Source organism: Serratia fonticola (assembly GCF_001006005.1).
Lineage (GTDB): Bacteria > Pseudomonadota > Gammaproteobacteria > Enterobacterales > Enterobacteriaceae > Chania > Chania fonticola.
In genome coordinates, this window is sequence record NZ_CP011254.1 from 4,609,910 (window position 1) to 4,629,773 (window position 19,864).

At 54.7% G+C, this 19,864-nt stretch carries 18 protein-coding genes; 8 read left to right on the top strand and 10 right to left on the bottom strand.

Going from position 1 to position 19,864, the window contains the following annotated elements; genetic code table 11:
• Window positions 1-76: 76 nt before the first annotated feature.
• Window positions 77-1,108: a Mal regulon transcriptional regulator MalI gene (locus WN53_RS20455; RefSeq protein ID WP_046808213.1), complete on the top strand. Its 1,032-nt coding sequence runs from the start codon at window positions 77-79 to the stop codon at window positions 1,106-1,108.
• A 146-nt stretch (window positions 1,109-1,254) separates the two neighbouring features.
• A complete protein-coding gene (locus WN53_RS20460; protein WP_024487046.1) occupies window positions 1,255-2,268 on the top strand; it encodes an alpha/beta hydrolase family protein in 1,014 nt (337 codons plus the stop codon).
• 69 nt (window positions 2,269-2,337) lie between these two features.
• Here WN53_RS20460 and WN53_RS20465 read toward each other — a convergent pair whose 3' ends face one another.
• Entirely contained in the window at window positions 2,338-3,255 is a 918-nt protein-coding gene (locus WN53_RS20465; protein ID WP_046808214.1) for a LysR family transcriptional regulator, read from the bottom strand.
• Window positions 3,256-3,355: 100 nt separating this feature from the next.
• On the opposite strand from WN53_RS20465, the gene WN53_RS20470 reads away from it, so the two are divergent.
• On the top strand, window positions 3,356-4,495 hold the full coding sequence (locus tag WN53_RS20470) for a serine hydrolase domain-containing protein (RefSeq protein ID WP_390901759.1): 1,140 nt from the start codon (window positions 3,356-3,358) through the stop codon (window positions 4,493-4,495).
• A gap of 38 nt (window positions 4,496-4,533) precedes the next feature.
• Here the strand turns inward: WN53_RS20470 and WN53_RS20475 are convergent, their stop codons facing one another.
• Together WN53_RS20475 and manA are read right to left on the bottom strand one after the other, a co-directional pair.
• The gene (locus WN53_RS20475; RefSeq protein ID WP_024486919.1) at window positions 4,534-6,093 is read right to left on the bottom strand and encodes a YdgA family protein; all 1,560 of its coding nucleotides are present in this window, start codon (window positions 6,091-6,093) and stop codon (window positions 4,534-4,536) included.
• A 135-nt stretch (window positions 6,094-6,228) separates the two neighbouring features.
• Window positions 6,229-7,407 (bottom strand): mannose-6-phosphate isomerase, encoded by a 1,179-nt coding sequence (manA, locus tag WN53_RS20480; protein WP_024486918.1) that lies wholly within the window; start codon window positions 7,405-7,407, stop codon window positions 6,229-6,231.
• 204 nt (window positions 7,408-7,611) lie between these two features.
• On the opposite strand from manA, the gene fumC reads away from it, so the two are divergent.
• A complete protein-coding gene (gene fumC, locus WN53_RS20485) occupies window positions 7,612-9,009 on the top strand; it encodes a class II fumarate hydratase (RefSeq protein WP_046808215.1) in 1,398 nt (465 codons plus the stop codon).
• Window positions 9,010-9,111: 102 nt separating this feature from the next.
• Here the strand turns inward: fumC and WN53_RS20490 are convergent, their stop codons facing one another.
• Together WN53_RS20490 and WN53_RS20495 are read right to left on the bottom strand one after the other, a co-directional pair.
• The gene (locus WN53_RS20490) at window positions 9,112-9,987 is read right to left on the bottom strand and encodes an alpha/beta hydrolase (RefSeq protein WP_024487060.1); all 876 of its coding nucleotides are present in this window, start codon (window positions 9,985-9,987) and stop codon (window positions 9,112-9,114) included.
• A gap of 236 nt (window positions 9,988-10,223) precedes the next feature.
• The gene (locus tag WN53_RS20495; RefSeq protein WP_046808216.1) at window positions 10,224-10,880 is read right to left on the bottom strand and encodes a peroxiredoxin-like family protein; all 657 of its coding nucleotides are present in this window, start codon (window positions 10,878-10,880) and stop codon (window positions 10,224-10,226) included.
• 106 nt (window positions 10,881-10,986) lie between these two features.
• On the opposite strand from WN53_RS20495, the gene WN53_RS20500 reads away from it, so the two are divergent.
• The 4 genes from WN53_RS20500 to ltrA all read left to right on the top strand — a co-directional run bounded on the left by WN53_RS20500 (window position 10,987) and on the right by ltrA (window position 14,840).
• Window positions 10,987-11,874, top strand: coding sequence for a LysR family transcriptional regulator (locus tag WN53_RS20500; protein ID WP_024487082.1), 888 nt, complete (start codon window positions 10,987-10,989; stop codon window positions 11,872-11,874).
• 3 nt (window positions 11,875-11,877) lie between these two features.
• Complete coding sequence (locus WN53_RS20505) at window positions 11,878-12,564, top strand: helix-turn-helix transcriptional regulator (RefSeq protein WP_024487081.1); 687 nt, start codon at window positions 11,878-11,880, stop codon at window positions 12,562-12,564.
• A gap of 82 nt (window positions 12,565-12,646) precedes the next feature.
• Entirely contained in the window at window positions 12,647-13,018 is a 372-nt protein-coding gene (locus WN53_RS20510; RefSeq protein ID WP_024487080.1) for a VOC family protein, read from the top strand.
• A 469-nt stretch (window positions 13,019-13,487) separates the two neighbouring features.
• Complete coding sequence (gene ltrA / locus WN53_RS20515) at window positions 13,488-14,840, top strand: group II intron reverse transcriptase/maturase (RefSeq protein ID WP_024487021.1); 1,353 nt, start codon at window positions 13,488-13,490, stop codon at window positions 14,838-14,840.
• A 118-nt stretch (window positions 14,841-14,958) separates the two neighbouring features.
• Here the strand turns inward: ltrA and tus are convergent, their stop codons facing one another.
• From tus to WN53_RS20540, 5 genes are all read right to left on the bottom strand, one after another.
• Complete coding sequence (tus, locus tag WN53_RS20520) at window positions 14,959-15,894, bottom strand: DNA replication terminus site-binding protein (RefSeq protein WP_046808490.1); 936 nt, start codon at window positions 15,892-15,894, stop codon at window positions 14,959-14,961.
• A gap of 182 nt (window positions 15,895-16,076) precedes the next feature.
• Window positions 16,077-17,144 carry a metal-dependent hydrolase gene (locus WN53_RS20525; protein WP_024486804.1) on the bottom strand — a complete coding sequence of 356 codons (1,068 nt, stop codon included), beginning with the start codon at window positions 17,142-17,144 and terminating at the stop codon, window positions 16,077-16,079.
• On the bottom strand, window positions 17,132-17,857 hold the full coding sequence (locus WN53_RS28855) for a hypothetical protein (RefSeq protein ID WP_024486803.1): 726 nt from the start codon (window positions 17,855-17,857) through the stop codon (window positions 17,132-17,134). The genes WN53_RS20525 and WN53_RS28855 overlap by 13 nt, the downstream gene beginning before the upstream one ends.
• Entirely contained in the window at window positions 17,854-19,095 is a 1,242-nt protein-coding gene (locus WN53_RS20535) for an MFS transporter (RefSeq protein WP_024486802.1), read from the bottom strand. The genes WN53_RS28855 and WN53_RS20535 overlap by 4 nt, the downstream gene beginning before the upstream one ends.
• Window positions 19,088-19,807, bottom strand: a complete 720-nt coding sequence (locus WN53_RS20540) for an SDR family NAD(P)-dependent oxidoreductase (protein WP_024486801.1) — start codon at window positions 19,805-19,807, stop codon at window positions 19,088-19,090. The genes WN53_RS20535 and WN53_RS20540 overlap by 8 nt, the downstream gene beginning before the upstream one ends.
• Window positions 19,808-19,864 lie beyond the last annotated feature (57 nt).

The window sequence follows — 19,864 nt, forward strand, 5'->3', positions numbered from 1 at the left end:
TTTTACTGCATTGAGAGATTCGGTATACCATTTGCTATCAGGGTGAAACTCGCCCTGATAGGGCATTGCAGAGGTTATTACCATCAAAAAGATCACTATCACTGACGTCGCGCAGTTGGCAGGCGTATCCGTGACCACCGTTTCCCTGGTGCTGAGCGGTAAAGGGCGTATTTCTCCCACCACCATGACCCGTGTGAATCAGGCGATCGAGCAGCTTGGCTATGTTCGCAACCGTCAGGCCGCGACGCTGCGCGGTGGCGAATCGGGGGTGGTAGGGCTGATCCTGCGTGATATCTGCGAACCGTTTTATGCCGAGATGACCGCCGGGGTGAGTGAGGTACTGGAAGCCAATGGCAAAGTGCTGTTTCTGACCCAAAGCGGGCGCGAAGGCAAAGGGCTGATGCGCTGTTTTGATATGCTTCTAGAGCACGGCGTTGACGGCATGGTGCTGGCGGGTGGGGTACGTACCGCGAAAGGGCTGAAAGAGAAAGCCGAAGCTCAAGGGGTGCCGCTGGTGTGTGCCGCGCGCTCCAATGGGCTGGAAGGTGTAGACGTGGTGCGGCCCGATAATATGCAGGCCGCGAAAATGGCCACCGAATTTCTGATCAAACGGGGGCATAGCCAGATCGCCTACCTTGGTGGACAAAGCGATTCACTCACCCGCGCCGAACGCCTGGGGGGATTCTGTGCCACCCTGGTGCAATACGGCCTGCCATTCCGCTCAGAGTGGATCGTCGAATGCGATTGCCATCAACGTGCAGCGGCTGAAGCTGCCGAAAACCTGTTGCGTCAGTATCCCAATATCAGTGCGTTGGTGTGCCATAAGGCTTCGGTGGCGTTGGGTGCCTATTTTGGTATTGTGCGCAGTGGCCGTAGTATTGGCTCGGAAGGGATGGACAGTTTTTATGGTCAACAGGTGGCGCTGATCGGTTTTGGCGATGTGCCGGAGGCCGAACTGACCGAACCCCCGCTGACCTTTATCTCCAGCTCGGCTCGAGAAGTTGGACGCAGTGCTGCTCTGCGGTTGTTACAACGTATTGGCGATGATTCATTAGCACCGCAGAATGTGATCCTGTCCCCAGAGCTGATCAAGCGCGGATCGGCCTGATCCGCAGCTATATCTCCAATCTTGCCGTTGCCCCAATATTATAAATTCTCAGGTGTCTCTAAACAGCCTTGCACTGATGCTTGATTAAATTAAAGCGCAATTTTTGATATAACCGACACGATATGAGATTTAATTTGGGAGCAGCTATGAACAGATATGGGATATTTGGTTTCTGCATGGTGAGCTTCTTGGTCGTTTTTTCGCTGATTCGGTTATCTGAATTTGAACTTTCCGATGATGCGCACCAACGAACTATCAGCTTTGAGCATCATCAGGACATTCTGGAAGGCACATTAATCCTCCCTCCTGGGAAGATATCCCCACCGCTTGTCGTGCTGGTTCATGGCGATGGAGCTCAAGACCGCTGGTCTGAAGGCGGCTATATTCCGTTGGTGAAGTTCCTGGTTGCCCAAGGGATCGCAGTTTATTCATGGGATAAACCCGGCGTTGGGGCAAGCAGTGGTAACTGGCTGGCACAAACCCTGTCAGATCGTGCAGATGAAGCGGCATCTGCTCTGAGAAAACTGAAACAGGAACCGGAGTTTAACCACAGCGATATAGGCTTTCTTGGCTTTTCTCAGGCGGGTTGGGTCGTGCCAAAGGCCAGCCAACAGGTAAAAACCGACTTTGTTATTCTGGTGGGGGCGGCGATAAATTGGCGAGCTCAGGGGATTTATTATACGGGGCAACGTCTAAAATCTGAGGGCCTGTCAGCTGAGAATATCGTGAAGGCGCAAGCACGAGAAGCCACCGCTTTTGACAGGCAGTTTACGCAGGAAGCAGCCGCATCTCCCTGTCTTTCTCGTTGTACCCGGGAGGACTTTGAGCGTCGAAACTCACAGGCCGATGCAAGGAAAGCTATTTCAGCGATGCAAACGCCGGTAATGATCCTGATGGGGGCGGACGATCGGAATGTCGATCCTCACGAAACGATTGCTGTCTGGAGCGAAGAACTACCGGCCAAAACACCTCGCTGCATCAGACTGGTCGCTGATGCTACCCATGGGCTTTTACGGAGCGAATGGTTTGACTACCAGCTATCCTCTCAGTGGCCTTGGTGGAAGCAAGGGGGATTTCTGCTGGCCGGACAACAGGCATACTCGCCGGGTTCCCTAAGTGCAATTTCTGCCTGGATACTTAATCAGCAATGCCATGAGTGAATCGCATTCTGATGCCACGCTGAAAGCAAAAAGTGAAAGATCCCTCCCAGGCCTTCAATACCCAGAAGCTCAAGCGCGGATCGGCTTGATCTGCTGCTCGCGTTTTTCCCGCATAAAATCGATAAAGGCGCGCAGCTTGAGCGGCATATGGCGGCCCGCCGGAAAGTAGATAAAGAACCCCGGCGCGACGTTGCTAAAATCCTGCAGAACCTCTCGCAGTTGCCCGCTCTGCAACTCTTGGTGTACGGCAGCCCGAAAGCGTTGGGTGAGCCCTAATCCCGCTATCGCCGCGTCTTTAAGCAGCTGGTTTTCATTGAAGATCAGCCGCTCGTTGACCTCCAGCGTCAAATGCTCAGTACCGTTGCTGAAATACCAGGGTTCCAGTTTGCCACTGCCGGGAAAGCGGTAGCGCATGCAGTCATGCTGCTGTAACTCCTGCGGCGTTTCGGGCTGACCGTGTTGTGCCAGATAGCCCGGAGAAGCCACGATCACATGTTGTTGGCCATTGTCGATAGGGACGGCCACCATGTCTTTTTGCAACATGCGCTGCATGCGGATGCCCGCATCAAAATTATCCAGCACCAGATCGGCAAAACGGTCGTCGGTAAACATCTCCAGCTTAAGCTCAGGATAGCGCGCATGGAACTCCGGCAGATAGGGCATGACCAGCATCGACGCGGCCAACTGCGGCAAGGTAATACGTAGTAAGCCGCTTGGCTCACCACGTTGGCTGCTGGCATTTTCTGCCGCGATCTCAATCTGGCCCATTGCGGGGGCGATTTTTTCATAAAATGCCTGCCCTTCATCGCTTAGCCTGACTGAACGGCTGGTGCGGTTGAACAGGCGTACTCCCAAAAGGGCCTCTAGCGCGCGGATATTTTGTGAAACCGCAGGCGGTGTAACGCCCAGATGATTGGCCGCCTGGGTAAAGCTGCCCAATTTGGCAACGGCGTCGAAAAACGGCAGTAATTGCAGCAGTGAGCTCATCTATTAATAATTCCAACTTAATGATTCATTAAATTTTAGCCTATTTTATTTAATGATCGAAACCGTAGACTGGCCTGATTACCTTAAGAGGATCACAGTTATGGCTCAGGCATTGACACAACGGATAGAGGCAGTTAATCAGCAGGCGATCGCCGAAGGGCGGATCGTAGGTAGCGTGGTGCTGGTGGCTCAACAGGGGGCAGTGATTTACGCCGGTGCCAGCGGCTATGCCGATCGCGAGCAGCGGCAACCCATGCAGCGTAACAGCCAATTCCGGCTATCTTCGGTCTCTAAACCCTACATCACGCTGGTAGCGATGCGCATGATAGAACAGCAATTGCTGAGTCTGGATGATGCCGTGAGCCGTTGGCTACCGTGGTTTACTCCGGCGTTGCCCGATGGACGTCGGCCAGCGATCGCGATTCGCCACCTGTTAACCCACACCGCCGGGCTGGACTACCGTTTCAAGCAACCAGAGGGCGGGATCTATCAGCGGTTAGGGATCCACGACGGCCTGGAGATGTCCTCGTTAACGCTGGAGCAAAATCTGCGTCGGTTGTCGCAGGCACCATTGCAGACAGAGCCGGGGAGCGAATTCAGCTATTCACTGGCCATTGACGTATTGGGTGCGGTGGTAGAGCAGGTGGCTGGTATGCCTTTGCCACAGCTATTCGAGCGCTGGGCTGGTCAACCGCTAGGGCTGGGGAATACCGGTTTTTATGCGTTGAACGCCGATAAGCTGGCTACGGCCTATTACAATACTGAACCGCAACCGGCAGCGATGTATGACGGCTTTCTGCTAAGGCTTCCTGAGGAGTTTGGTTTTGACGTGGAGTTTGCGCCTTCGCGAGCGCTTGACCGCCATGCCTATCCTTCGGCTGGCGCGGGAATGGTTGGCGACGCTGACGATGTGCTGCGCCTGGTGGAGACGTTGCGTAATGGTAGCGACGGAGTTTTGCAGCCAGAAACCGCCGCATTGATGCGACAACCCCATATAGGAGCGCAGGCAGAAATTCAGGGGCCGGGTTGGGGCTTTGGTTTTGGTGGCGCGGTGCTGGTGGATGCCGCATTGGCAGCAACGCCGCAGAATAATGGCACTATGCAGTGGGGCGGCGTATATGGGCACAGCTGGTTTTACGATCCGGTCGCGCAGTTGAGCGTGGTAGCGCTGACCAACACCGCAATTGAGGGTATGAGCGGTTTATATCCCGTGCAGATCCGCGATGCGGTTTATGGTTAAAAATAAAGGGCCAGATATCGCCTGGCCCTAGAAGGTTTTTATTGCCCTTGCAGAGTTGGCTGCTCAGGTGCCGGAGCGGCATCCTGCTGATCGGGCTCTGGAGCACTATCTTCTTCTGGTGCGGAAGCGCCGCCCAGCATCCCGAACATACCCACGAACTCCGGCAGCGACATTTTGCTGCCGTTCAGCTCAATCTGGTTATCGGCATACTTGAAGCTGCTGCTAATCACGTTATCTTTCAGCGTGGTGATCTTGAACATCTCGCCCATTGCCGCCAGGCTTTTCACCTGCTGCTCGGCCTGCTGCTGTGCTTGTTGTGCACTGGCACCTTGCAGCTGTGCCGCTTGAGCCATGGTTTCCTGCGCCATAGCGACCGGAATAGTCAACTGAGCGTCGATTTTCTTGACCGAACGGGCAAGCTGTTGGTCCGGTGATTCGGCCGCAGCGCCAGCCTTTGAAGGATCCAGCAGATCGAGGTTAAGGGTAAAGGCGCTTTCACCCTTGGCATTTTTCCAGCTCAGCGGTGCGATGCTGATAGTTGGGTTGCCTTTCAGCAACAGCGGCAGGTTTTGCACCAGCATCTCAGCCGTTTGCTGCTGGTAGGCTTCTGGTGACAGCGTTTCTGCCTGTTGCAGCAAGGCCATGGCCTGCTGGTTGTAACGATCGGCAAACTCTTTCAGCCCTTTACCGTCCAGGTTGTCGATTTTCAGCAGCAGCTTACCCGCGCCAAAATCGGTGCCCTGAATTTTCAACGCTGCCATGGTGTAGTCCAGCTGACCTGCGAGGCTGTTGCCTTTCTCGCCGAACTGGCTGGCCAGGTTGAAGCCTTCCATCGTCATGGCGTCTTTACCGTCGATAGCCATGGTCAGTTGCTTCATGCCCAGCGCTTGCTCACCCAGGCTCAGACTGTATTGGCCCAGATGGGTGTTGCTTTTGAGCGTCAGCCCTTGCATCGTCATCTGTTCGTTCTGGCCGGACTGATTCGGGCCACTGATCACCAGGCTATCACTGCTGGCGTCCAGGACAGCGGTTTGCATATCCTTGCCGATATCCGCGTCAATTTTTGCACCGCTGAATTTCAGTGAGGACTTGTCTTTCTGGTATTCCACCGGGATCACATCGATGGAGCTGGCGACATCGCCGCTGTAAGCAATGCGTGAATCGGCGCTGAACAGCGACTTGCCTTTGGTGATTTCAAACAGGGTTTTGACTTTTGGCGTGTTTTCCAGCTCGGTATGTACCGAAGCCATGCTTGGGATCAGGTTGAATTTTTTCAACTGGGCCAGCGGGAATGGGCCGTGATCGACGGTTTCAATGAAGGCCACTTCTTCGCCGGACTTCAGCAGGGCATCGTCGGTGGTGATGCTACCATCTGCACGCAGCACAAAACGGGCTTGGCTGCTGAAAATCCCGCGTTGGTAGTTTTCATAGCTCATCTTGACCCCAGCCTTAGGCAGTAGGGTTTTCAACTGGCTATTGGCTGTGTCTACCATTTCCCCCATCCGTTGCTCGATAAGCTTGCCGGTGTACCAAGAGGCCCCAGTCCATGCTGCGCCGAGCACCACAATGACGCTGACAGCGACTAACGATTTTTTCATAGTTCTGTTCTTCCTTTGTTAAGCCGGTAGAGGGCAGGGCGACCAATTGGGTCTGCAAAAAAACGCCCGTAGGCGTTTTATTGTGTAGGTAAACTAATCATCTTAGCAACTTATTTACCTATATTTTACCGTCAATTAGGACAACTGATTATAAACGCGGGCGATACGGCCGCTCCCGGTGACGGTAACCGGGGATTCAAAGGCAGCAATAAAGCACGATTCACCTGGCTGCAAGATGACCTGTTGGCCCTGTTTCTCCAGCGTTGCTTCACCTTCAACGCAGAACACAATTGCCGCGCTGTTTTGCGCCAGTGGCTGCGGTGTGGCATCGAGATCGTGTAGCGAGAAGGCAAAGTCCTCAACGGGGATCGGGAAGAACAGTTCTTTGCCACGTTGCTCTGGCTGAGTCAGCAGGCCAGATGCCGGTTGTGGGCGGAACTGCAGGTTGGCCAACAGTTCAGGAATATCGATGAATTTTGGCGTCAGACCCGCGCGCAGCACGTTATCAGAGTTTGCCATCACTTCCAGCGCGACGCCGTTCAGATAGGCATGTGGGGTCTCGGCATACAGGAACATGGCTTCACCCGGTGCCAGTTTGACCACGTTCAACAGCAGTGGAGAGAACAGGCCGCTGTCGTCGGCATAGAAACGCGCGATAAAGCGGATGGTGTCCCAAGGCTCACCCTGCTGGTTGTTCAAGGCGGCTTTCAGCACGCCAAGCGCCAGCGTTTTTTGCTCACCGCTCATCCCAAGCAGGCTGGCAAACAGTGTCGCCAGGTGGGCGGTATCCGGCTGCTGCAGGAAGGCGGCGATATCGTGATGTGCGCCGGAAAGGGGTTGTAACAGCGCAACGATATCGTCGAGTTCGCGGAAGCCATTCATCGCCAGGAACGGCGTCAGGGCAAACACCAGCTCCGGCTTGTGATTCGGATCCTTATAGTTGCGCTCAGCGGCGTCAAACGGAATACCGGCGGCATTTTCTTTGGCAAAGCCCACCTCTGCGGCACTCTTGCTTGGGTGGACCTGGATGGAGAGCGGCTGGTCGGCACACAGCACCTTAAACAGGAACGGCAGTTCACCAAAGCGTTGTGCCACTTCGGCACCCAGCTGTTTAGGCTGGTCGGTATCAATCACCTCACGCAGAGAACGCAGGTTCCCCGCCTGATCCGTGACCTGTGAGCTGCTTTTAGGGTGGGCACCCATCCACAGTTCGGCCATTGGTTTGCCCGTCGGGTTGGCAATGCCATACAGCTTGGTTAACGCATCAACGCTGCCCCAGGCGTAGTTTTGGATGGCATTAGTCATTTTTTGCATGATCGTATCCCTGCTTTCTCAAGAAAATTGCGCTAAGTAAACAATGTGGCGCAGGCGCATGCAAGCCAAGATGGCTAAAAATGCTCTTTAGTCTGGGCGTTAATGCGAATAGTTATTATCTGGCTATACTGAGGTGGCTCGCCAACGGGTTGTCATTCGTTGGCATACCCTTTCATTTTTAGGAATTGTGCTAAGGAGACCGTGATGGCAGGCGTTCGGATTGAAAAAGACTCAATGGGCCCCATCGAAGTACCCGCCGATCAGCTATGGGGCGCGCAGACTCAGCGTTCGTTGGAACATTTCCGTATCTCATCAGAAAAAATGCCTCCGGCGCTGATCCATGCGTTGGCGATGACCAAGCGGGCGGCAGCCAGCGTCAATATGGATCTGGGATTGCTGCCTGCAGAGCGGGGCAAGGCGATTATCCAGGCTGCCGATGAAGTGCTGGCGGATAAGCACCCCAATGAATTCCCATTGTCGATCTGGCAAACCGGTTCCGGCACCCAGACCAACATGAACATGAACGAAGTGCTGGCCAACCGTGCCAGCGAGTTGCTGGGAGGCGAACGTGGTGAAGCGCGGCGGGTCCACCCCAACGACGACGTCAACAAAAGCCAGAGCTCCAACGACGTTTTCCCTACCGCAATGCATGTGGCGGCGGTTATCGCGGTGCGCGAGCATCTGATCCCAGAGCTGAAGGCGCTGCACCGCACGCTGCATGCCAAGGCGGAAGCTTTCCACGATATCGTTAAAATCGGTCGCACCCATCTTCAAGATGCTACGCCACTGACGCTGGGCCAGGAAATTTCCGGCTGGGCGGCGATGTTGGAATATAACCTCAAACATATCGAAGCCAGCATCCCGCATCTCAGTGAGTTGGCCTTGGGTGGCACGGCTGTAGGGACTGGGCTGAATACTCATCCCGAATACGCGGTGCGGGTGGCGAAGGCTTTGGCAGAACTGACCGGTCAGCCTTTTGTCACCGCGCCGAACAAGTTCGAAGCCCTGGCAACCTGCGATGCGCTGGTGCATGGCCACGGTGCTTTGAAGGGCTTGGCCGCCTCGTTGATGAAGATCGCCAACGATGTGCGCTGGCTGGCCTCTGGCCCACGTTGCGGCATCGGTGAAATTTCTATCCCTGAAAACGAACCAGGCAGCTCAATCATGCCGGGGAAGGTCAACCCAACGCAGTGTGAAGCCATGACCATGCTCTGTGCACAGGTGATGGGCAACGACGTGGCGGTGAACATTGGCGGCGCGTCCGGTAACTTTGAGCTGAACGTATTCCGTCCGCTGGTTATTCACAACTATCTGCAATCTATTCGTTTGCTGGCAGACGGCATGAGCGGCTTCAATGAGCACTGCGCGGTGGGGATTGAACCGAACCGCGAACGCATCGGCCAGTTGCTTAACGAGTCGCTGATGTTGGTTACCGCCTTGAATACCCATATCGGTTATGACAAGGCGGCGGAAATCGCCAAAAAGGCCCACAAGGAAGGATTAACCCTGAAAGCCTCTGCGCTGAAGTTGGGCTATCTGACCGAGCAGCAGTTTGACGAATGGGTACGGCCAGAGGAGATGGTCGGCAGCATGAGGAAATAAGGCCAAGAAAATCTCAGGCGTGCCAAGCTGCGCCTGAGATCGGGTTGCGCAGGATGAATATTGGCAAGGTGCCGATACCTAGGTGACTTGACTACAGGATGTTCATTGGCCCTGCGGGTGGATCATCGCCATCACATGTTTAAACATGTTGCTCTGTGTATCTGCCAACTCATTAACCAGCGTGAAATGATTATTTTCCTGGTCCTCAATTATCTGGACGTCTAATCCTTTTTCTTTACAGGCGGCGTAATAGGCTTGAGTTTGATGCTTAAACCCAGTGGTTTCTTTGGCTCCGACGCTGAGTAAAATCTGTGGAGCATGGCGTTTTTCGGGCAGCAGAAACATGGGACTCAGTAATTTGGCCTGCTCAGGCGTCTGGCGCATCCAGTCGTTGATATAAATATCACACAGTGGACGTATATCAAACAGCCCGCTTAATGCTAGCGCTCCCTTGATGACCTGGGGTGGCACCCGATACGATGTCTGCCAATCGTCGGCAATCAACATGCCTGATAGATGGCCACCCGCAGAGCTGCCACCGATGAAAATCCGCTCGGGGTCGATGCCAAACTGCGCGCTATGGTGATAGAGCCAGGAAATGGCGCTGCGCACCTCGCGGACAGTTTCTGCCAGCGTTGCCTCGGGCAGCAGTGTGTATTCCAAGGTAGCCAATGTCACATTGTGCTGGGTAAAAGAATGCGCCATCGAGCATGCATCCTCTTTGGTTTGCGAATGCCAGTAGCCGCCGTGAATAAAGACAAACAGCGGGGCGGGTTGCCTGGCTGCCGGAAAGATATCCAGACGCTCCGCTATGCCCATCCCATATTGCAGATCGTAAATACCAGCCGTTGAGGACTTGGCGCGTTCCGCCAGCGCGGCGTATTGCGTCATGCAACCAGAAAAATCGCTTACTGACGCGCGGGCATTATATTGAATTGCTCGCTGCTCAAGATTTTCAAAGTTCAAATCAATGCTCATAAATGCTCCTTGGTTTCAGCTGGTTCTGTTTTGCATTATTAGATTGATGTCGCCAGGCTGGTTAGGTAATTAGTGGCATGTGATGACGGCAGCTGAATGACCAAATTTTTCATGAAGTCGGTGTATAATCCCTTCTTATAGCAGTTTGACGAATGGGTACGGCCAGAGGAGATGGTCGGCAGCATGAGGAAATAAGGCCAAAGGCCAGGCGCGGTGATAGCGCCTGGCAGCGCGGCTCAACCTTTCAGCAATGAAACCAACGCCCACGGATCCGCACGTTGGGTATAATCCGGGTTAACTTCTGCATAAATGATGTCACCGCCAGGCGCGATAACGAAGCGGGCAGGCATCGGCAATGTCCAACCACTTTCGTCGTTAAGCTTGGTCAGGTCGATACCCAAGCTGTTGGTGTACAGCTCGACAAGATCATCCGCCAACGCGAAACGTAAACCAAACTGTGCTGCCAGACTATTGCCGCTATCCGTCAGCAAAGGAAACGTTAAACCATGCGCTTGCTGCATTTGCTGGCCGTTAACCGGCAACTGTGGCGAGATGGCCACCAGGTTGGCACGGTCACGCAACTCAGGCAGAACGGCCTGCAGAGCCTGGAGATCCATATTGCAGTATGGGCACCATCCTCCCCGATAAAAACTGATGACCAGCGGTCCTTGCGCCAGCAATTGCCGGGAAGAGACTGGGTTACCCTGGGTATCCGGCAACGTAAACTCAGGGGCACGATCTCCGACCGACAAGGCGTTGTTGGCCATTTCTGCACTGATAAGTTCGTCGATACCCTGACGCAAGAGTTCATGATCCGAGGGCGCAAGCTTGAAGGGCAGTTGGCCTGCTTCAAAAGCGGCCTTGAACGCGTCGAGCTGATCCTGAAGTTTCATGTTGTTCCTTAAGATAGCGAATGGACAGCAACCAGTTTGCCTATTGTCGTTGTATGGGGGTAGAGTGCGGTGATCACTAATGGTTATTCCAACGGGGAATGGCAGGATGGACAAGCTAGGCGACTATGCTACCTATATCAGCGTGTTTGAGGCGGGATCGTTTTCCGTTGCGGCTCGGCGGCTTAACGTTGGTCAACCGGCGGTATCCAAGGCGATTGTCCGGTTGGAACAACAGCTGAATACGCGCTTGCTGCTTCGCTCCACTCACGGTTTACGGCCGACGGAAGCTGGGCAACAGCTCTATCTACGAGCCAAACACATCCTAAATGAGGTCGCGGAAACCGAATCAGCTGTGTCAGGCGTGGCCGAGGCGTTGACCGGTCGGCTGCGGGTCGCTTCGTCTGCGGTATTTTCCCGTATGATTGAATTGCCGGACTTGACCCGGTTTCTACACGACAACCCGGAGTTGGCAATGGATCTGCTGCTTGATGAAGGTGAGTTAGGGCTGATCGCTGAGGGGATCGATATCGCTTTGCGGATTGGTGATCTAGCTGACTCTGGCTTTACCGCCCGCAAATTGGGTTCAGCAACACAACGAGTCATCGGGGCACCGTCGTATTTTGCTAGGGCAGGGATGCCCCAAATGCCACGGGAGTTGCTACAGCATGATATGGTGATCCATCACCGTGCTGGTGGCGCTGAGGAGTGGCTGTTCACCCATGAACAACAACAGCAACAGGTCCGATTGCAGGGCCGGGTGCGCGTGAGTGCTACCGAATGCTTACGTGAAATGGTGGTGGCAGGCTTTGGTGCGACGGTAGCCTGTGAAGGGCTGTTTCGTAGTGAATTACGTGAGGGCAAGGTGGTTGCCGTCTTGCCGCAATGGCAGTTACCACCGTTGGCGCTGTGGGCGGTGTTTCCCAGTGGGCACTTCATCTCGGCCAAGGCCCGTGCCTTTGCCGACTTTATTCAACAACTGCTGCAACGAGAGTAACCCATGTCCCGCACTCAACGCCTGCTCGATCTGATGCAGATCCTGCGCCGCCATCGTTACCCGGTCGCCGGGCATTCCCTAGCCGAAGAGCTGGGGATCAGCATGCGCACTTTATACCGTGATATTGCCACCTTGCAGCAACAGGGGGCGGATATTGTTGGCGAAGTGGGGATCGGTTATGTATTACGGCCGGGATTTATGCTGCCGCCGCTGATGTTCTCGCAAACTGAAATCGAGGCGCTGGTTCTGGGTATGCGCTGGGTGGAACGCCGGGGTGACAGCCAGCTTGCCGGGGCGGCGACCAATGCGTTGGCAAAAATTGCCGCCGTGTTGCCTGCGGAACTGCGTGAAGAGCTGGATGCCAATACGCTGCTGATCGGCCCGGTGCCTACTGCCTATGTGGCGGATGATACCCTGGTGACGATCCGTGAAGCCATCCGTTTGGAGCGTAAAATCAAGGTGGACTATCGGGATTATGCCGGTAATGGCAGTGAGCGTATCTTGTGGCCGTTTGCCATGGGCTACTTTGAACAGGTACAGATCCTGATGGCTTGGTGTGAATTGCGTGGCTCGATACGCCATTTCCGCCTTGACCGTATTGGCCGGTTAACGCTGTTGGAGCACCGTTACCCGCGCGGCCGCCGGGCATTGATGAAGCTGTGGCGTGAAAGTGAGGGTATTGCCCAATGATCCTGCTGCCATAAACTGACAGTAGGGTGCACTAGAGTGACGTTATCAGGAGCCAGCCGGTTCCCATTCAGAGGATAACGTGATGACTACCCCAAGCATGACCATGATTTATGTCGACAGCCCAGAAAAAAGCGCCGAATTTTATCGCCAACTGTTGGGCACTGAACCTGTCGAGCAGTCTCCCACCTTTGCCTTATTTATCTTCAATAACGGTTTCAAACTGGGCATGTGGTCAAAACATACCGTAGAGCCTGCGCCAGCGACGACCGGTGGCGGCACAGAGATCTGCTTTATGTGTGAACAACCACAACAGGTCGATGCACTCTATCAACAGTGGCGGGATAAAGGGTTAACTATCGTGCAATCTCCGGTCGATCTCGACTTCGGCTACACCTTTGTTGCGGCCGATCCTGATGGCCATCATCTGCGAGTTTACAAGCTTAACGACGAGTAATTCTTTCACTGCTCGATTCGCCATGCAGGGCACACATGCTGTGCCCGTTCAACGTGTGCCGGGCATGCTCAGCAGCTCGGGGGTGAAAGTCCCCTGTCCAGCCTGATGGTGGCGAAGGACTAGTGAAGCGCAAGGGCGTCGTCGTGAGGCGGGGTCTGAAGGAAGCGTGGAGCAAAACCATGACCTGACGAACAGAAATCAGATATGAGGCCTACCCGGCTGGCGGAGCAAGCGTTTGATTGCAAAGGCCATAACCATCAAGAGTCGGGGGGGTAGATCTGGCAGGTGTGTGGTGAAAGCGGCTGAGCTTACCCCGGGAGGCCTGTCCGGCGTTCTGCATTCAGAACTGAGCGCACCGTAAGGTGCGCTGATCGGCGGACAGGAGTCAGCAGAGGGCATAGTAGGACAGGACTGTCCGAAGGCCCGAACGGTAATGAGTGACAAGTATCAGCGGAGGTTCTGAACGGTCATGCAGCAGAAAACGCATCGCGGCCCTGAAGCAGAAAGACGGGGTGAAGCCCCGAACGTCGGCTCTCAGGGGGCTGAAACCGTACAGGCACCGACGACCAGAGAAAGTCCGTCGTCAGCAGAATGGCTGATGGAAGCCATCTGTGAACCCGTCAATCTCAAGCAAGCCCTGAAAAGAGTGAAAGCCAATAAAGGTGCGGCGGGAAGTGACGGCATGAGCGTAAGCGATCTGCCGGACTACCTGAAACGCCACTGGCCGGAACTGAAAGCGCAACTGCTGTCCGGCAGTTACTGCCCATCCCCTGTGAGAAGAGTGAGCATCCCGAAACCCGGGGGCGGCGAACGCCTGTTGGGTATCCCGACGGTAGTCGATCGCTTTATCCAGCAGGCGGTGATGCAGGAACTGCAACGGCAGTGGGATGCGTCGTTCAGCGATAACAGCTATGGGTTCCGGCCCGGACGCTCGGCCCATCAGGCAGTGAAACAGGCTCAGGACTATATCGGTTCTGGGTATCACTGGGTAGTCGATCTCGATCTGGAGAAGTTCTTTGATCGGGTAAATCACGACGTGCTGATGAGCCGGATAGCGAAACGGGTAACGGATAAACGGGCGCTGTCACTTATCCGCCGGTTCCTGAACGCAGGTGTGATGGAGGCCGGTCTGGTAAGGCCGGTGACAGAAGGGACGCCGCAGGGCGGCCCACTGTCGCCGTTGTTATCGAATGTGCTACTGGACGACTTCGATAAGGAACTGGAGAAACGTGGCCTGAAGTTCGTGCGTTACGCAGATGACTGCAATATCTACGTGAAAAGCGAACGGGCAGGCCGCCGTGTGATGGAGGGGCTGACACATTGGCTGAGCCGAAAACTGAAACTGAAGGTGAACGCGAAGAAGAGCGCGGTAGCGCAGCCGGAAACGCGTAAGTTCCTGGGTTACAGCTTCAGAAGGGGCAGAAAGGTCAGGTGCGTGGTGTCGCCGGACGCAGTGAAACGGTTCAAAGTGCGGGTAAGGGAACTGACGGGGCGCAACACAGGGAGAAGTCTTGAGCAGCTAATCCAGCCATTAAAGCGGTATCTGATGGGATGGAAAAGTTACTACGGGATGAACGAGTGGCCGTCGATAATGCGAGAGCTGAACGGATGGATAAGACGCAGGCTGCGAAGTGTACTCTGGAAACAGTGGAAAACAGGCAGCAAGCGTTATAAAGAGCTGCGGCGGCGGGATGTAAGGAAAGACCTGGCGGCGCGGACGGTGGGAAGCAGCCATAAACAGTGGCGGATAAGTAATAGCCCGGCGCTGAGCATAGCCCTTCCCAACCAGCTGTTCATCAAACTGGGCCTGCCAGAACTGTAAGCAGGCGGCGATAAACATAACCGAACCGCCGTATACGGACCCGTATGTACGGTGGTGTGGGAGGAGGCTGATCGTGAGGTCAGCCCCTATCCCGATCAAATACCCTGTAAACCGATAATCATCCCTCAATGTCGGTATACAGATGCAGGCGTTTCACCAGTAGGCGCAGTGGCTTAGCCTCCGGCTTATATTTGTGTTTTACCGCCGTCACGTCGTAATTGAGCAGTTCACCGATCTTCGGTACCTGTGCGCCCATTTCTGGTTGGCACAGGGCAATCAGCGGCAGCGGGCAGGGGTGCTGTACCTGTTTTTGCTGCGGTTGATACCATACGCGTGCGATTGGCTGCACCTTTACCGGCCGTTTGATTTTCAGCGTGGCGTTCTGCGGCAGGCGGCTGACGTCGTCAATTTCACGGCCCACCAACTCGGCCCACTGTTCGCGGTTGTAGGGCGGGACGGCGCGCCCGGCTTTCTGGCTTTTCTCTAATTGCGCCAGGATATCGTCGCGCTTCACCTTCTTGATGATGTGCTTGTTGGCCCAGCCAAAACGTACCGAGTCCGGGTTGGTGAGCAGGGTGATGGAGCGATAGGCGCTGAGAGTGATCAAACCGTGCAGGTGGGTGTGCACAAACTCAAAACGTTGCTCGGGGGCCAGGCCAGACTCTACGGTAATGATCTGTTCCAGCTCCGCCTTCAGCCGGTTGATCAGAGCGATCTGCTGTTGTAGCGCCAGATACTCGGCTCGTTCGGTCTCAAGGCAAATGACACCGGGCAATCTTACCGCCGCCTTGCTGCTGATATGCTGGCGGTTGTGGTGGATAAACAGCCGTTGGTAGTGTTCCAGGGCAAGGTCACGGGCAGCCTGGCCCACATGCTGCTCCACGCTGATCTGTTCGATGGCGCTATGCTCCTTACCTTTCTCGATTTCTGGCAGGCTGAACACCCTTGCTGCCAGCAACCGCAACGGCTGGATTTGCTGGTGGAGTTGCGCCAATGCCTGTTCCAGCTCGCTAAAACGCGCATTCATTCTGCCGATCAGACTGTACTTATCCATCATTACCTCGCATTTTAGTTACAACATACATTGTAGGGCAGAGTAACCAAGGTGGCAACTTCAGCCTAAGTGTAGGGGCCGCTTAGGAGCGGAAAATAACCCCCGCTTAATTCTGTCTGCATGCGGAGGTGAGGAGCTCGAAACTAATCCAGCATGAACCGTGCTCCATCGATGCGCCCTAATCACGGTATTGCTTTACTGTCAAAAATGCGCCGCCACACCCAGCTTAGCGTGTTGGAGAAATTAGCAGATGTGGATAATTGGGTAATTTCGGGGGTGACGGACCAAACGCCATGTTCATCTTTGCCAGCAATGTCATAACGGAAAAGATAGTCGGGTTCTAATCCCATGCGTAGATCGGCAAGGATCAGACGAAGCTCACCATCGTTTCGTTGTTGCGTATGGGCAGCGAAAAATCCATGTGTGAACCACCGCAGACGTTCCAACTTTGGCTCGGATATCAACTGCTCCAGTATAACGTTGTCGCTTGGGTAAAAAGTAAATGGCATTGCTTCTCGATCTGCAACAAGGGACCGGTCACCGATCCAGTAACCTTTTGGCTCCATCACGATCACTCGCCATGCCAGGGTGTTGAACGGCAGGGGGGTTGAAAAACGAGGTGCGTTCTGTAAGTTGAGGACCGCCAGGCTTTGTGATGCCGCTCTGTCGATCAGTGCTTTGGCGCCGACACTCCACGCCAGGTAAACCGAGCTCACCAGCAAACCCGCGACCAGCCAGTTGCGTGCCGCCTTGTCTCGGCCTAGCTCATTTGTTTGCTGCGAGGGTTGGTAGGTTAGCCGCCAGGCAGCAATAACCCCTGCCAGCAAGGGTACGGTATACAACGGATCAATGATGAAGATTGTCGCCCACATCACTGGCGGGGTCTTCATGGGCCAGAACAACTGGGTACCGTAGACGGTAAAAGCGTCCAGTAGAGGATGCGTTATCAAGGCAAGCCAGATCGCCAATAGCCACCGCAGCGGGGATCTTTGCACTAGGCTGCTGCGGGATTTAAGCACTAACCAGAGCAATAATCCCAACACCGTTAACAGCAAAAGTGAATGTGATGGCCCCCGGTGCCAGGTCACTTCTGTAACAACATCGCGGCTGAACAGTTTAAACCAAACCACGTCCAGATCGGGCAAAGTCCCGAGTATACCTCCAGCCAGTATCGCCATGCGCCGATGGCGTGGAGGGACGACAAGTGCAGCAACGCTGCTGCCAAGAACAATTTGTGTTAATGAGTCCATGGTAGGTTCCAACGGTCTGTTTTATCGTTCTGTTGGGCAAGCTGTGCCTTTACCCACCGGTCATGCAGCCATTGTTCCGATTTACGGCGAGCAAGTAGCGTTGCCCATTGCAAATCTCGCTCGAACAACATGGGTTTCTCATCGCTGCCGACTATGACCCAGAACCAACTCCCATCAGCAAGATTACGTGCCTTGAATTTTATACCGGTGACCTGAACTGTCTCACTACGGCCAGCGTGTGTAATACGCACCGGTTCACTGTGGGGAGCGACAGAGGCCACCTTCATGTTGACCAGCAAATCGGGCGCAGCCCTGCGCAGGAATTCTGTTGCAATCTGCTCAGAGCGTTCTCGGGATGGTAAAGGTTTTCCTGCCAGCTCTAGCGAGATGTTAGCAAAACCTTTGAGTGTTCCATCGGAGGCAAACACAGTACTAAAGTGTTCCCCCTCCAGGAAGGCATTCCGTCCGTCACGCCTCTCGTAGCGGCTAAGCACGACGGGCTTACTATCCAGAGTCACTGAACGCTGACTGGTGAGGTGATGAGTATCAGGGATGCTGGCTGAGTCATGATCAACTGCGCCAGTAGCTGCCTGCAAGGCGAACGAGGAAAAACCAGCAGTAAGCCCAATACCTATGTGGAACACGAGGACAAAGCGGTAGAGGTTCCACCAGACCGCGAGGACTGAAGTGAGCGAAGAACGTTTAGCGTTCATGATTTCCTCTGGAATGAGGTAAGTGATGCGCTTTTCATCACGCAGATACTGGCCAGTAAAAGCGCCACCGTGAGCCCCGCAAGGAGCGGGACGAAACCGGGTACCCATGACGCGATAAGCGGGCCAATACTGGCGCCGATGAACAAGACAAAGCCATTCAGTGCCATGCCAGCTGCGCGGTCAGGTGCGGCCAGATCGCCAAATCGACTAATCATTGCCGGGACAGCCAAAGCGACACCGGTAACGAAGAGTAGGCTCCCGATGCCAATACCTATTATCGTCTGCGACAAAATCGCCTCCAGGGTGAGGCCGACAGCTGCAACCAGGTAACCCACACTTGCGACTCCCGGCATCCCGAATCTGTTTGCAAGCGGTCCAACCAGCAAGGCCATGAACATACCTGGCAATCCAGACAGGCGAAGTGCAATGACCAGGTCAGGATCCAGGTTCAACCCTGCCAAATGCGGCCCCAACAGTGTATACATCGCAACAAAAGACAGGAGAAGTGTGATATGCGCGCATGAAAGCAGCACAATGGCGGGCCGCATGGCAATGTTGCCTAGTGCGATGAAACGATGGCCCAGGTGGCCATCAACGGCGGTGCGGACGGGTTCCTGGATCAGTAGCACAATGAATGGGAGCACGGCCATCAGGCCAGTTCCCGTGGCTATAAATACCCAGATCCAACCCCATTGTAGCGCCACCCAGGCAGCGAACACTTGCCCTAGGATACCCGCCACGAGAAAAGACGTAGACATGGCCCCGATGGCAATTGCCCGATGGCGTGGCAATACCGCTTCGGCAAGATAGGCCAGTGCCACAGGGGCGAAACTGGATGCAGCGAGCCCCTGCAACATCCGTAGCCCCGCCAACCAGGGCAAGGAAGGCGCAAAAACGCAGGCGAGTGTGGCAACCGACAGCGCACTCAGCCCGACCAGCATGATTAGCCGACGACCATATTGATCGGATAACGGCCCCCAGATCAGGAATCCTCCAGCATAGGCCAGGCTGAAACAACTGGCTAGCGCGAACGTGACTGAGCCTGGTGTTGCCGAACCGAACGATTGAGCGACAGGTGTGAGTAGAGGGATTGCCAGATAAAGCTGGGTCAGCACCAACAACGCCACCACGACCAGTAACGTAACTTCACGTCCACTCGCGCTATGAGCTGGGTTTTGGTGGGTATGTTTGCTGGCGGGGTCAGCCGCCAGATCTATAGTGTTGTTGTAATCAGCCATAGAATCCTGTTTCCGAGACCGGAACGGCTCCTCCAACCATAACGGAGTGCACCTGACGTGCCGCGTGTAATTCCCAGAATTGTTCAGCGATATCTGCCGGTGCGACGGTATCACTTTTTCCAATCCCGCCTGGCGTTCCCTCAACGAAACCATTGACGACCACCTCACCGACATGAATGTCACGTGGTGCGAGGGTATGCGCCAGGATATGGGTGGCTTTACGTTGCGCGGCAACACTGATGGCCAGCGCAGCATAATTGACGGCGAATGCATTGATTTGCGGGTGATCCAGTGCCATGACGCCGCTGGTCACCAGTACAGTCCCTTTCGATACTGCGAGGTCTTCCTGGCTCTCCTGTACGGCAGCGATATAACCAGCAACCCGGAGATCGAAACTCTTGCTCAGCTCCGTAGGAGAGGTGGAGAGCAGGTCGCCTTCGATATCGAGAAAGACGTTCCAGTGCAGGATACCTATGGGCCCAAGTATCTCACGTACATTCTTGACGACATGCTGTATCGCCTTAACGTCGCTCAAATCGGCCGAGAAAGCCTTAACCTTGATACCTTCGGCCGTCAGCTCTGCTTCCGCTTTAGCAAGACGTTGAACATTGCGTGCAATCAGGGCAACAGGATGACCAGCCTTGCCAAAACGGCGGGCAACCGCGTGAGAGATGCCCGGGCCATACCCACAGATAAGAATGGTGTTCTTCATATTTCATACTCCAGTTAACAGGTAAAATTACAACTCCAACGTTTTGGTTGGAAATTA